Annotated in this window: 11 protein-coding genes; 5 read left to right on the top strand and 6 right to left on the bottom strand. The window is 72.3% G+C overall.

Translation table 11 applies throughout. The annotated features are described in order from the left end of the window. Positions 1–22 precede the first annotated feature (22 nt). A complete protein-coding gene (locus tag BJ992_RS14130; protein WP_184981124.1) occupies positions 23–727 on the top strand; it encodes a carbon-nitrogen hydrolase family protein in 705 nt (234 codons plus the stop codon). 116 nt (positions 728–843) lie between these two features. After that, positions 844–987 carry a hypothetical protein gene (locus BJ992_RS14125; protein ID WP_184981122.1) on the top strand — a complete coding sequence of 48 codons (144 nt, stop codon included), beginning with the start codon at positions 844–846 and terminating at the stop codon, positions 985–987. Positions 988–1,039: 52 nt separating this feature from the next. Here BJ992_RS14125 and BJ992_RS14120 read toward each other — a convergent pair whose 3' ends face one another. The 4 genes from BJ992_RS14120 to pgsA form a co-directional block, all read right to left on the bottom strand. After that, positions 1,040–1,582 carry a LemA family protein gene (locus BJ992_RS14120; protein WP_184981120.1) on the bottom strand — a complete coding sequence of 181 codons (543 nt, stop codon included), beginning with the start codon at positions 1,580–1,582 and terminating at the stop codon, positions 1,040–1,042. Between the two features lie 108 nt (positions 1,583–1,690). Further along, a complete protein-coding gene (locus BJ992_RS14115) occupies positions 1,691–2,908 on the bottom strand; it encodes a glycosyltransferase family 4 protein (RefSeq protein ID WP_184981118.1) in 1,218 nt (405 codons plus the stop codon). A gap of 7 nt (positions 2,909–2,915) precedes the next feature. After that, entirely contained in the window at positions 2,916–3,818 is a 903-nt protein-coding gene (locus BJ992_RS14110) for a phosphatidylinositol mannoside acyltransferase (protein WP_184981116.1), read from the bottom strand. 77 nt (positions 3,819–3,895) lie between these two features. Beyond that, complete coding sequence (gene pgsA, locus BJ992_RS14105) at positions 3,896–4,495, bottom strand: phosphatidylinositol phosphate synthase (protein ID WP_184981114.1); 600 nt, start codon at positions 4,493–4,495, stop codon at positions 3,896–3,898. 292 nt (positions 4,496–4,787) lie between these two features. Here pgsA and BJ992_RS14100 point away from each other — a divergent pair, with 292 nt between their 5' ends. From BJ992_RS14100 to BJ992_RS14090, 3 genes are all read left to right on the top strand, one after another. Beyond that, positions 4,788–6,947 carry an elongation factor G-like protein EF-G2 gene (locus BJ992_RS14100; protein ID WP_343072650.1) on the top strand — a complete coding sequence of 720 codons (2,160 nt, stop codon included), beginning with the start codon at positions 4,788–4,790 and terminating at the stop codon, positions 6,945–6,947. A gap of 249 nt (positions 6,948–7,196) precedes the next feature. Then, on the top strand, positions 7,197–8,774 hold the full coding sequence (locus tag BJ992_RS14095) for a glycoside hydrolase family 10-like protein (protein WP_184981110.1): 1,578 nt from the start codon (positions 7,197–7,199) through the stop codon (positions 8,772–8,774). A gap of 184 nt (positions 8,775–8,958) precedes the next feature. After that, positions 8,959–11,196, top strand: a complete 2,238-nt coding sequence (locus BJ992_RS14090; RefSeq protein WP_184981108.1) for an alkaline phosphatase family protein — start codon at positions 8,959–8,961, stop codon at positions 11,194–11,196. Between the two features lie 76 nt (positions 11,197–11,272). Here BJ992_RS14090 and BJ992_RS14085 read toward each other — a convergent pair whose 3' ends face one another. Then, on the bottom strand, positions 11,273–11,815 hold the full coding sequence (locus BJ992_RS14085) for an HIT family protein (protein WP_246496634.1): 543 nt from the start codon (positions 11,813–11,815) through the stop codon (positions 11,273–11,275). A gap of 181 nt (positions 11,816–11,996) precedes the next feature. Beyond that, on the bottom strand, positions 11,997–13,964 hold the full coding sequence (gene thrS / locus BJ992_RS14080; protein ID WP_184981106.1) for a threonine--tRNA ligase: 1,968 nt from the start codon (positions 13,962–13,964) through the stop codon (positions 11,997–11,999). Between the last annotated feature and the right edge of the window lie 71 nt (positions 13,965–14,035).

Here is a 14,035-nt window from a genome sequence, read left to right as displayed (position 1 = left end):
ATTCTCCGGCGCGGGAGGCCTGATGCGAGGTCCTTTGACGATCGCCGTCGCGCAGCCGCGATGTGCCGTGCGGGACGTGGCGGCCAACGCGGTGGCGCACGCGGTGGCGGTCCGCGCGGCGCGGGCCAGGGTGGTGGTGTTCCCCGAGTTGTCGCTGACGGGGTACGAGCTGGACGCGCCGGTCGTCCCGCCAGATGATCCGCGGCTGTCTCCGCTCGTCGAGGCGTGCGCGGAGACGGGGACGGTGGCGCTCGCCGGAGCGCCGGCCGGCGGGGCCGGCGGGGCCGCGTGGATCGCGATGCTGGCCGTGGACGGCGCGGGGGTCGCGGTGGCGTACCGGAAGCTGTACCTCGGCGGCGCCGAACCGGAGCGGTTCACCCCCGGTGCGGAGCCCGCGGTGCTGGAGGTGGACGGCTGGCGGCTCGGGCTCGCCGTCTGCAAGGACACCGGTGTACCCGAGCACGCCGCGAGGACGGTCGCGCTCGGGATCGACGTCTACGCCGCGGGGGTGTGCGAGCACGAGCGGGACGCGGCCGTGCCGGGTGACCGCGCCAGGAGGGTCGCCGCCGATCACGGGGTGACGGTGGCCGTCGCGAGCTTCGCCGGGCCCGCCGGCGGCGAGTACGTCCGCACACCCGGCGGTTCCGGCATCTGGGCCGGCGACGCCACCGTGCTCGCCGAGGCCGGCCCCGAACCCGGCGCGGTCGTCCGCGCGACGCTCACCTGACGGCGGATCGAGTCCACCCGCGGCATCACGAAAGCACTACCTGGGGAGACCTCACATGACAGGTGTCCGTGTCACCCATATCGGTGGTCCCACCACTCTCATCGAGGTGAGCGGTCGTGCTGCCGGTGCACTACGAGGGCTGGCGGCACTTCGTGGAGGGCCGCGAGGCGATGGAGCGTGCGCTGGCCGGCGCGTCTGCCGGTGTGCGGGAGAGCTTCCGTTGGCTGCCGATCGGCACGGCGGAGGAGGTGACCGTCTGATCCGTGGACTCCGGACCGGAATCCGCCGGGTCCCGCCGGTGGGGGTGAGGGATCAGCGGTCGGCGAAGGTCGTGGGTTCGGCGTCGTCGATCTCGAAGTAGGACGGGTACTCGGTGTGGCCGGCGAGGCGGAGGGTGCGGGCCAGCCAGCGGCGCTGGGCCTGGCGGGTGACGCCGACGGCGTTGTTGTAGAAGCGGCGGGAGTAGATGACCTTGGTGACGGCCGAGTCGAGTTCGGCCAGGAGCTCCGGTCCCGCCGGGGTCTCGGCGAGTCGTTCCCTGAAGCGGTCCTGGTCCACGACGGCACGCAGCGCGCGGGACAGGTCGCTCTCGGCGTGCTCACGCTCGTCGGGGCCCGCGGTCCGCGCCTCGTGGGTGGCGGCGGCGAGCAGGAGGCTGGTCGCGGGGTCGAGGACCCGGGACGCGGCCAGTTCCATGCAGACCGCCGCGCGGCGCAGCAGCGCGGCGTCCAGGGCTTCTCGTGCGCTCTCCAGGCGGATGTGCAGGCGATCGAGCCGTCCGGCCCGCCAGGAGATGTACACGGCGAGCAGCACGGCGGCGAGGCCGGCGGCCAGCAGGATCATGGGGGTGGTCATGTGGCGGCACCGAGACAGGAGCGGAAGGTGACGGGTGCGACCACGGGGGTGGTCATGTGGCGTCACCCTGACGGGAGCGGACGGAGATCGGCGGGATCACGCTGGTGGTCACGGAGCGCCGCCGAGGCGGGAACGGACGGTGTCGCGGACGCGTGCGCCGGTGCCGGCGAGCCAGCCGGAGCCCTCGCGGCCGCGGGGGGCCTCGTCGGCGACCACGCCGGTGGTGCCCTCGGTGACGGTCTCGTAGACCCGCACGACGTCGCGGGCCACGGTGGACCAGTCGTACGCGCGCACCGCCTGGCGTGCCTGCTCCGACAGGCCGGCGCGGCGCGCGGGGTCGTCGAGGAGCGCGGCGGCGCCTTCGGCGAGGGACGCCGGGTCGCCGGTGGTGAACAGCGCGCCGGCGGCGCCGTCGCCGAGGACCTTGCGGAAGGCGGGGATGTCGCTGGCGAGGATCGCGGCGCCGGCGGCCATGGCCTCGGCGAGGACGATGCCGAAGCTCTCGCCGCCGGTGTTGGGTGCGCAGAACACGTCGACCGAGTGGTAGGCGCGGACCTTGTCCTCCTCGCTGACCATGCCGAGCACGCCGACGCGGTCGCGCAGCGCCGCGGGGACCTTGCCGAGGACCTCGCCGGCGTCGCCGGGGCCGGCGACGAGAAGCCGCAGGCCCGGACGCTCGGGGGCGAGCCGGGTGAACGCGTCGAGCAGCACCGGCAGGCCCTTGCGCGGCTCGTCCATGCGGCCGAGGAAGCCGATCACGCCGCCGTCCGGCCCCCACCCCTCGAGCGGCTCGGCCTCGGCGTACCGGCCCACGGTGACGCCGTTGGGGATCAGCACGGCGTCCCCGCCGATGTGCTCCACCAGGGTCTTGCGCGCCGCGTCGGACACCGCGATCCGGCCGGTGATCTTCTCCAGAGCGGTCTGCAGCACCGGCGCGGACACCGACAGCGCGCGCGAGCGCGGGAACGACGCGTGGAACGTCGCGACGATGGGGCCCTCGGCGGCCCAGCAGGCCAGCAGGCCCACCGACGGCACCGACGGCTCGTGCACGTGGAGCACGTCGAACCGTCCCTCGGCGAGCCACCGCCGCACCCGGCCCGCGGACAGGAACCCGAAGGCGAGCCGGGCCACCGACCCGTTGTACGGCACGGGGACGGCACGGCCGGCGCTGGTGACGTAGTACGGCAGGTGCGCGTCCTCGGCGGCGGGGGCCATGACCGACACCTGGTGGCCGTCCTCGATGAGCGCCTCGGACAGGTCGCGGACGTGCGCCATGACGCCTCCGGGGACGTCCCAGGAGTAGGGGCAGACCATGCCCACTCTCATGGCGCGATCACCGCGGGTCCAGGTCGTCGAGCCAGATGCGCTGGAGCATGTGCCAGTCCTCGGGGTGCTCGGCGATGCTCTCCTCGAAGGCGCGAGCCATGGCCTGCGTCATGACGGCGATCTTCTCCTGACGTGAGCCCTCGGCGGGGATGGGGATCTCGGGGTGGATCTTGATGAACCAGCCGTCGCCGTCGAACCAGATGCCGGCCGGGTGCAGCGGCGCGCCGGTCTGCAGGGACAGCAGCGCGGGCCCGGCGACCATGCGGGTCGCGGCGCCGAAGAAGTCGACCTGCACGCCGCGCTCGGTGAGGTCGCGCTCGGCCGGCAGGCACACGGCCTTGCCCGAGCGCAGCCGCCGCGCGAGCACACCGAAGGCGTGCGCGGTGCCGCCGCCTTTGGCGGTGAGCGGCAGGACCTCCATGCCGAGGCTCTCGCGGAACGCCACGAACCGGTCGAACAGCGACTCGGGCTTGAGCCGCTCCATGACCGTCGTGAACGGGTAGCCCTTGTGGACGAGCCAGGCCCCCGCGAGGTCCCAGTTGCCCATGTGGGGCAGGGCCAGCACGATGCCGCGTCCGCTGTCCACCGCGTCGAAGATCTGCTGACCGCCGATGTCGCGGGTGCCGGTCAGGATGCGTTCCTTGCCGATGACCGGCAGGCGCAGCGCCTCCATCCAGTAGCGGAAGTAGGACCGCAGCCCGGCCCTGCTGAGGTCGCGTACGGACGGGTCGCCGGCGTCCTTGCCGGTGACCCGTGCGAGGTTGGACTCCAGACGCAGGACGGACCGGCCGCGCCGCCGCCACAGCGCGTCGGCGATGAACCGGAAGGCCCAGGCGACCAGCCGCTCGGGCAGCTTGGGCACGAGCACCCAGCCGAGGTGGTAGGCCCAGGCCACGAGCCTGTCGGACAACGCGAGGTCACCCCCGGGAGACGAGGTGGAAGGGACGGTGAGGCGATCGGTGACGCGACGGCGTCACGGTCTTACGTTCATGTTGGCACCGTCTGACGGTAGACGTGAAGGATTCGCTGCCCGGCGGTGAACGCGCTGGCCGCGGCGAGCAGCCACAGCCCCGCCGGCAGGATGTACGGCACGCCGAGCCCGGACAGCCCGACCGCCACCAGCACCACCATCAGCCGCTCGGACCGCTCGGCCAGCCCGACGTCGCAGGTCAGCCCGAGCCCTTCGGCCCTGGCCTTGGCATACGACACCACGGCCCCCGCGACCAGGCAGAACAGCGCGACCCCCGCGAGCAGCCGCTCGCCGGTGCCCATGAAGTACAGGATCAGGCCGGAGAAGATCGCGGCGTCGCCGACGCGGTCGAGGGTGGAGTCGAGGAAGGCCCCCCATGTGCTGCCGGGGCCGAGCATGCGGGCCAGCACGCCGTCCAGCAGGTCGGCGAGCGCGAACACCGCGACGGCCACCGACCCCCACCACAGCTGGCCGAGGGGGTAGAGGACCAGTGCGCTCACGGCGACGCCGAGCGTGCCGATCGCGGTGATGACGTCGGGGCTGACGCCGCGCCGGGCCAGCGCCCGGCCGATCGGGGTCAGCACGCGGGTGACGGCGGGACGCAGGAGCTTCAACATCGCGCTTTGATCGTAGGCCACCGCGCGGCCGGACGCGCTGACGGGCCGCCGCGGCGGCCACCTGGTGCGATGGAACCGGTCAACGGGTAAGGGAAGGGCGACGGGACCGACAGGGACCGGCCGTTTCCGTGGCCGGTTCCTCGTCGCTCAGCACTTTTGCCTTTCGCCTCTTGTGATCCGCGCGGCGGAGGTAAAGGCTGTAATGCACCGCGCTCTATCGGGGGCGGCGGGCGCGGCGGCGGACGATGTGGCCGCGCGCGGCCGCATCTCACGGCGAGACGCGGGAGGCGACGTGCCGGACAGGAACACGGGCCACACTTCGGGAGCCGCGGGCAGAGCACCCTCGGCCGACCGGCCGGACGCGGTGCGCAATGTCGTGCTGGTCGGCCATTCCGGAGCCGGGAAGACGACGTTGGCCGAGGCTCTGCTGGCCGCTACAGGGACCATCCAGCGCGCGGGTCGCGTCGAGGACGGCTCCACGGTCTGCGACTTCGACGAGGTGGAGGTGCGGCAGCAGCGCTCGGTCAATCTGTGCGTCGCGCCGCTCGTCCACAACGGCATCAAGATCAACCTGCTCGACACCCCGGGGTACGCGGACTTCGTCGGCGACCTGCGGGCCGGCCTGCGCGCGGCGGACGCGGCGCTGTTCGTCGTGTCGGCGGCCGAAGGCGTGGACGGCCTGACGCGCATGCTCTGGGAGGAGTGCGCGGCGGTCGGCATGCCCCGCGCCGTGGTGGTCACCAAGATCGACCACCAGCGCGCCGACTTCGACGACGTGGTGGCCACCTGCCAGGACGTCTTCGGCGACGGCGTCGCTCCGCTGTACCTGCCTGTGGTGACCAACGGGCACGTGAACGGCCTGATCGGGCTGCTGTCGCAGAAGTTCTTCAACTACGCGACCGGCGGCCGCAGCGAGAACGACCCCGGTCCCGCCTACCAGGACCAGATCGACACCTACCGGGGTTCGCTCATCGAGGGGATCATCCAGGAGAGCGAGGACGAGTCCCTCATGGACCGCTACCTCTCCGGTGAGGAGATCGACGCCAAGATCCTCATCGAGGACCTGGAGAAGGCGGTCGCGCGCGGCGGCTTCTATCCCCTGCTCGCCACCTGCGCCGCGCCGGGGTCCGGGCCCGTCGTCGGCATGCAGGAACTGCTGGAGATCATCACGCAGGGCTTCCCCTCGCCGATGGAGCACCCCCTGCCGGAGATCACGACCATCGACGGCCGGCCCGCGACCGGGCTGACCTGCGACCCCGACGGCCCTCTCGTCGCCGAGATCGTCAAGACCACCAGCGACCCGTACGTAGGCCGCATCAGCCTCGTGCGCGTCTTCTCCGGCACCCTGCGGCCCGACATGACGGTGCACGTGTCGGGCCACGGCCTCGCCGACCGCGGCCACGAGGACCACGACCTGGACGAGCGCATCGGCTCGCTGTCCTCACCGCTCGGCAAGAGCCAGCGCACCACGGCCAAGTGCGTCGCCGGCGACATCTGCGCGGTCGCCAAGCTCGGCAGGGCCGAGACCGGCGACACCCTGTCCGACAAGGACAACCCGCTGCTGGTGACCTCCTGGACGATGCCGGAGCCGTTGCTGCCGGTCGCCATCAGGGCCAAGTCGAAGGCCGACGAGGACAAGCTGTCGCAGGCGCTCGGCCGGCTCGTCGCCGAGGACCCGACGCTGCGGCTGGAGAACAACCCCGAGACACGGCAGCTCGTGCTGTGGTGCATGGGTGAGGCGCACGCCGACCTGCTGCTGGACCACCTGTCCCGGCGGCACGGGGTCGAGGTGGAGCGCATCGAGCTGCGGGTGCCGCTGCGTGAGACGTTCGGCGGCAAGGCGCAGGGCATGGGCCGCAACGTCAAGCAGACCGGCGGCCACGGACAGTACGCCATCTGCCACGTCGAGGTGGAGCCGCTGCCGTCCGGCGGCGGGCTCGAGTTCGTGGACAAGATCGTCGGCGGCGTGGTGCCGAGACAGTTCATCCCCTCGGTGGAGAAAGGCGTGCGCGCGCAGATGGAGCGCGGCGTCCTCGCCGGGTACCCCGTGGTCGACATCCGGGTGACGCTGTACGACGGCAAGGCGCACTCGGTGGACTCCTCCGACATGGCCTTCCAGATCGCGGGCCAGCTCGCGCTGAAGGAGGCCGCGGCCAAGGTGCCGGCGCTGCTGCTGGAGCCGGTGGACGAGGTGTCGGTGCTGGTGGAGGACGAGCACGTCGGCGCGGTGATGTCGGACCTGTCGTCGCGGCGCGGCCGGGTGCTCGGCACCGAGCCGGTCGGCGTCGGCCGCACGCTGGTGCGGGCCGAGGTGCCGGAGCTGGAGATCACCCGGTACGCCATCGACCTGCGCTCCATGTCGCACGGCACGGGGACCTTCAGCCGGTCCTTCCTGCGGTACGAGCCGCTGCCGTCCCATCTCGCGGAGAAGATCAGGACCTCGGGGGACTGACATGTCACCTTCCGGCACCGGTTTCCCAGGATCCGGTGCCGGAAGGTGCGCTCGACCGGCCGTCCCGCTCCAGGTGCGGACGGGTCCCGCCGGCCGGTCACCGTACCGGCCGGCGCGGCCCGGCGGAGGCGGGATGGCCACACCATGGGTCTCCCTAGTCACAACGGCCACGAAAGTAACATTGACATCACGAAACGATTTCGGTTATTCGGCCTTACCATTCCTTTGCCGGTGCCAGACTGAGGTCCCATGCGAAACGGACTTCGGCCCTTGCTCGCCGCCGCCGGTCTGGCGGTGGCCACCACAGGCGTCGCCTACACCTTCGGCCACCGGCCGGCGCCGGCGGACGGCGAGTCCGTCCCGGCGGCTCGCCAAGCCGCCACCGCCGCGGCCCGCGGGGCCTGCCAGGTGAGCGACATGCCCGCCAAGCGGCAGCTCCGCGGCGTCTGGATCGCGACCGTGCACAACCTCGACTGGCCCACCAAGCCGGGGCTCACCCAGGAGAAGCAGCGCGCGGAGTACGTCAAGATCCTCGACACCGCCGCGCGCCGCAACCTCAACGCGGTGTTCGTGCAGGTGCGGCCGGCCTCGGACGCGCTGTACGCCTCGCCGCACGAGCCCTGGTCGCAGTGGCTCACCGGCACACCGGGGAAGAACCCCGGGTGGGACCCGCTGCCGTTCCTCATCGACGAGGCGCACAAGCGCGGCCTGGAGTTCCACGCGTGGTTCAACCCGTACCGCGCCGCCGCCACCGCGGACCTGTCGAAGCTGCCGGCGTCGCACCCGGCGCGGCAGCACCCGTCGTGGGTCGTGAAATATCAAGGCAAGGCGTACTACAACCCGGGGCTGCCGGAGGTGCGGCAGCACACCGTCAAGATCGTCGATGACGTGGTGCGGCGGTACGACGTGGACGGCGTGCACTTCGACGACTACTTCTACCCCTATCCGGTGGCGGGGGTGCCGTTCTCCGACAAGGCCGCCTTTACAAAGTACGGCAAAGGCAGGTCGCTGGCCGCCTGGCGCCGCGACAACGTCAACAAGCTGATCGCCGAGGTCGGCCAGGCGGTGCACGCCGCCAAGCCGTACGTGAAGTTCGGCGTCAGCCCGTTCGGCATCTGGCGCAACAAGTCCGACGACCCCGCCGGGTCCGACACCAAGGGCCTGTCGGCGTACGACGCGATCTACTCCGACGCGCGGGCCTGGATCAAGGCCGGCTCCGTCGACTACGTCATGCCGCAGCTGTACTGGCCGCGCGGCTTCGCCGTCGCCGACTACGCCAAGCTGCTGCCGTGGTGGGCCGACCAGGTCAAGGGCACCGGCGTCCACCTGTACATCGGCCAGGCGCTCTACCGCGTCGGCACCAAGGACACCCCCGCGTGGACCAGGCGCGGCGAGCTTCCCGCTCATCTCACTCTCAACCGCAAGCGGCCCGAGGTGGGGGGTGACGTCTACTTCAGTGCCACGCAGCTGCTGAGGAACCCCCTGAGCGTCCTCGACCTCATCGCCGAGGACCACTACGCCAAGCCCGCGCTGCTGCCGCTGATGGCGGCACGCGGCGGCAAGGGCCCGGTCCCCCCCACGGGGCTGAGGCTGTCGGCCGGCACGCTGTCGTGGAACCCGGTCCCCGGAGCGCGCTCGTACGCCGTGTACCGCGTCACCGACCCCGCCTCCGCGCCGTGCGCCACCATCGACCCCCGCAACCTCGTGACGCTGCTCCCCTCCCCCCTGGGGTCCGCCGTGAGCGTCAAGCAGCCCGGCGTCTACCTGGTGACCGCCGTGGACCGCCTCGGCAACGAGGGCTCCCCCGCGGTGGCGACCCTTCCCTGAGTCCTCGGAACCGCCGCGCGCGCCTTGAGGTCGCGTCCGGCCACGTGTCGCGGCCTTTCCCTGAGCGGCCCCGTGCGGCCGGGACCGGGTTCTGAAGGTGTTCATCGGGGTTTCCTGGACCGGCCGCCGCGGTTTCCCGTACGGTTCCAGGGATTCGCGGTGGTCAGGTCGCAGGAGGTCATTGGTGAGGCGGGTTCTGGTCGCGGTGGCCGCGGTCTTCGCGGGGGTTCTGGCAGGACCGGCCGGTGTCCCCGCCGCGGCGGCGAGCGCCGCGCCGGCCGCGGGATCGGCCATGAGGTCGGCCACGGAGTCGGCCATGGGGTCGGCCACGGAGTCGGCCACGGGGTCGGCCGCCGCGCCGGTGGTGCTGATCGGCGTACCGGGGCTGCACTGGGGAGACGTGTCTCCCACCGGCACCCCCAACCTGTGGCGGCTGGCCGGCGGCGGCGCCACCGGGTCGCTGTCGGTGCGCACGGTGGGCCGCGTCACCTGCCCCTACGACGGGTGGCTGACTGTGTCGGCGGGGGTGCGGTCCTCGGTGGGGTCGCGCTGCGGGCCGCCGCCACGGTTCGAACGCACCGGCGGCGGCGCACGGATCGCGCACTTCGGCTGGCTGTGGACGGTGCGCGACGCGGCGTACGCCGGCACGCTCGGCGAGGCCGCGCACGCCGCGGGCCGGTGCACCACGGCGGTCGGACGCGGCGCGGTGCTCGCGCTCGCCGACCGCGAGGGCCGGGTGGACCGGTACGCCGAGACGCCGGCCGAGCTGGCCGACTGGTCCGCGTGCCCCCTCGTCGCGGTGGACGTCGACGACCTGATCCGGCCTTACCTCGACGGCGAGCTGATGTCCGCGCTGCCGGAGAAGCTCGGTCCCGGCGAGCGCGAGCAGGCCGTGCGTGCCGCCGACGCGACCGTCGGCACCGTGCTGGCCGAGCTGCCTCCCGGCGCGGACGTCCTGGTCGCCGGGCTGTCCGACCACGGCGCGGACCCGCATCTGCGGGTGGCGATGTGGCGCGAGGGCACCGGCGCGGCGGCGGGGCTCTTCCTCGGGGCCGCGTCCACGCGCCGCGACGACATGGTGATCCTCCCGGACGTCACGGCCACCATGCTGGAAGGGGCCGGCGTCGCCGTGCCGGCCACGGTGATCGGCGGGTCGTGGCGCGCCGGCCGGGCCACCACCCTGGACGCCGCCGCGGACGCGCTGCGCCGCGCCGACGTCGCGGGACAGAGCGTGCGGGTGGCCGGCGGCGCGTTCTTCACCACGCTGGCCGTGCTCCAGGTGCTGTTCTACGTGGTCGCGTTCCTGCTGCTGCGGCGGCGGCGCGGGCTCGGCGCCATCAGGGTCGCCGCGCTGGCGCTCGCGTCGGTGCCGGTGTCCACCTACCTCGTCAACCTCACGCCGTGGGACCGCGCACCCGCGCCGGCCGCGGCGATGCTGAGCGGCATCGCGCTGTGCGCCGCCGCGCTCACCGGCGCCGCGTTCGCCGTCCCGGCCCTGTGGGGCCGCCTGCGGCGGCGGCCCGGCGCGGCCGGGGTGCTCGGCGCGTCCGCCGTGGTGGCCGCGGTGACGGCGGCCGTGCTGCTGGCGGACCTGCTGACCGGCACGCCGTTGCAGCTCAACAGCCTCATGGGGTACACCGGGGTGGTCGGCGCGCGCTACTACGGCCTCGGCAACATCCCGTTCGCGCTGCTCGCCACGGCTGTGCTGCTGCTGACCACCGTGGCCGCCGACGGGCTGGTGCGCTCGGGACACCGCACGGCCGCGGTGGCGCTGGTCGCGGGGCTCGGCGGGTTCGCGATGATCCTGGACGGCTGGCCGGGGGTCGGCAGCGACTTCGGCGGCGTGATCGCGTTCGTGCCCGGCATCGCGGTGGCGGCTCTCCTGGTGGCGGGCAAGCGGGTCTCGGTGGTGAGGCTCGGCGCGTTCTGCGTCGCCGGCGGCGTCGTGGTGATGGGGGTCGCGTTCCTCGACCACCTGCGGCCACCGGCGGCCCAGACCCACCTCGGCCGGTTCGCCGGCCAGGTGATCGACGGCACGTTCCTGCCGGTGATCGGCCGCAAGCTCGCGGCCATGCTGAGCACGCTGCTGTCCCCCAACCTGATGCCGATCGTCATCGCGGCCCTGGCGTTCCTCGTCTTCGCCGTGCTGCGGCCCGGCGCGGCCAGCGCGGGCCTGCTGCCGGCGGTGTTCGAACGGGCCCCCATGCTGAAGGCCGGTCTGATCGGCGCTTTGGTCAGCGGCGTCGTCGGCATGCTCGTCAACGACTCCGGCGCCGCCGTGCTGTCCATGGCCTTGGCCCTGACCGTCCCCCTGGTGCTCGCCGCCGGCGTACGTGCCCTCGGCACGGCCCCCGCCACGCGGGACCCGGCGGTCCTCCAGCCGGTCGCCACCTCACCGGGACGGTCCCCGGCGGTCGGCTGAGACCGGAGACGGGGCCGGTACGGCGGCACAGGGCCATCCGGTACCGGCGCGGGATCGAGCCGGTACCGCGCGCCGCTCAGGTGGGCCAGGCGCCGGCGAGCATCTCTCTGGTGTCCTTGAGGAGCTGGGGCAGGACCCTGGTGTGGCCGACGATCGGCATGAAGTTGGTGTCGCCGCCCCACCGGGGGACCACGTGCTGGTGCAGGTGACCCGCTATGCCGGCGCCGGCCACGTGGCCCTGGTTCATGCCGATGTTGAACCCCTGGGCTCCGCTGGCCTTGCGCAGGCAGAACATGGCCCGCTTGGTGAAGTCGGCCAGTTCGGCGGTCTCCGGCTCGTCGAGGTCGCCGTAGTCGGCCACGTGGCGGTAGGGGCAGACCATCAGGTGGCCGGAGTTGTAGGGATAGAGGTTCAGCACGGCGTACACCGAGGAGCCGCGTGCGACGGTCAGGCCGTCCTGGTCGGACATCTTGGGTATGGCACAGAAGGGGCACCCCTCCCCCGGGCCGGTGCCCGTGGGCTTGCCCTCACCCTTGATGTACGCCATGCGGTGCGGCGTCCACAGCCGCTGGAAGTTGTCGGGATCCCCCGCGCCTGACTGCTCGATCGACTCCTGCATGCCATGCAGCATAGGACGGCGGGCCACGCGGCACCGCCCCAGGGGACGGTGCCACGGCTCGGCGCAACGGCACGTCCCTTGCAGGGACGGTGCCACGGCCCCGCACAGCCGTACCCCTGTCCGAGGACGGTGACGCGTGGGGCCGGCACGACCCCATATGGTCCGTGCGGACCAGGACCGGTCAGACCTGGATGCGGCGTTCCACGGCGTCGACGATCTCGGCGACGGCGTCGGCCACGGCGACGCCGTTCTTCTGCTCGCCGCTGCGGTAGCGGAACGACACCGCGCCGTGGGACACGTCGTCGTCGCCGGCCAGCAGCATGAACGGGACCTTGGACTTCTGCGCGTTGCGGATCTTCTTCTGCATGCGGTCGGCCGAGGCGTCGATCTCGACCCGGATGCCACGCGCGCGCAACCGCTCGGCCACGTCCTGGAGGTAGGTCACGTGCGCGTCGGAGATCGGGATGCCGACGACCTGCACGGGGGCGAGCCAGGGAGGGAACGCGCCGGCGTAGTGCTCGACCAGCACGCCGAAGAATCGCTCGACCGAACCGAACAGGGCCCGGTGGATCATGACGGGCCGCTGCCGCGCGCCGTCGTCACCCTGGAACTCCAGCTCGAACAGCTCAGGCAGGTTGAGGTCGACCTGGATGGTCGACATCTGCCAGCTCCGGCCGATGGCGTCCTTGACCTGCACCGAGATCTTGGGCCCGTAGAACGCCGCGCCGCCCTCGTCGAGCACCAGGTCGAGCTTCTCGGACTCGGCGGCGGCCCGCAGCGCCTCGGTGGCCTCGGCCCACACCTCGTCGGTGCCGATGGACTTGTCGGGGTCGCGGGTCGACAGCTCCAGGTAGAAGTCGTCGAGGCCGTAGTCGCGCAGCAGGCCGAGCACGAACCGCAGCAGGCTCTTGAGCTCGTCCTGCATCTGGTCGCGAGTGCAGTAGATGTGCGCGTCGTCCTGGGTCATGCCGCGCACGCGGGTCAGGCCGTGCACCACGCCGGACTTCTCGTAGCGGTACACGCTGCCGAACTCGAACAGCCGCAGCGGCAGCTCACGGTAGGACCGGCCCCGCGACCTGAAGATCAGGTTGTGCATGGGGCAGTTCATCGGCTTGAGGTAGTAGCGCGCGCCTTCGAGCTCCATGGGGGGGAACATGCCGTCGGCGTACCAGCCGAGGTGCCCGGAGAGCTGGAAGAGGTTCTCCTTGGTGATGTGCGGGGTGTTGACGAACGAGTACCCCGCCTCCTCGTGGCGGCGGCGCGAGTAGTCCTCCATGACGCGGCGCACCACACCCCCCTTGGGGTGGAACACCGCGAGACCCGAGCCGAGCTCGGTGGGGAAGGAGAACAGGTCGAGCTCGGCGCCGAGCTTGCGGTGGTCGCGCTTCTCGGCCTCGGCCAGCAGGTGGAGGTACTCGTCCTGCTTGTCGCGGGACTCCCACGCGGTGCCGTAGATGCGCTGGAGCTGAGGGTTCTTCTCGCTGCCCCGCCAGTAGGCGCCGCCGGAGCGCATGAGCTTGAACGCCGGGATGACCCGGGTGGACGGCACGTGCGGCCCGCGGCACAGGTCCTTCCAGCACAGCTCGCCGGAGGAGGGGTCGAGGTTGTCGTAGATGGTGAGCTGACCCCCACCCACCTCGACGCTCTCCTCGTCGGCGGCGCCACCCTTGAGTCCGATCAGCTCCAGCTTGTACGGCTCGGCGGCGAGCTCGGCGCGCGCGTCCTCGTCGGAGACGGGACGGCGGGAGAACAGCTGGCCCTGCTTGACGATCTCGCGCATGCGCTTCTCGACGCGCTTGAGGTCGTCGGGGGTGAACGGCCGCGCGACGTCGAAGTCGTAGTAGAAGCCGTTCTCGACGGGGGGGCCGATGCCGAGCCTGGCCTCGGGGAACAGCTCCTGGACGGCCTGGGCCATGACGTGCGCGGTGGAGTGGCGCAGGATGGACCGGCCCTCGGGGGAGGCGATGTCGATGGGCTCGACGACGTCGCCGTCGGCGACCTCGCTCGCGAGGTCGCGCGGCTCACCGTTGACGCGGGCCGCGACGACGGTGCGGCCGTCGGCACCGAGCGCCTCGCCGGCCGTCGTCCCCGCCGCCACCACACGCTCGGCTCCGGCGAGGGTGATGCGTATTTCGAGGGCGGCGGGCACGGTCACTCCAAGGTCTAGAAGGGCTTTCCCATCATCGTGCCCGATGGTACCGCCGAATCGCCTCCCGTTAT

It is taken from the genome of Sphaerisporangium rubeum, from assembly GCF_014207705.1.
Taxonomy (GTDB): domain Bacteria; phylum Actinomycetota; class Actinomycetes; order Streptosporangiales; family Streptosporangiaceae; genus Sphaerisporangium; species Sphaerisporangium rubeum.
This window is presented reverse-complemented; position numbering and strand designations above follow the sequence as displayed.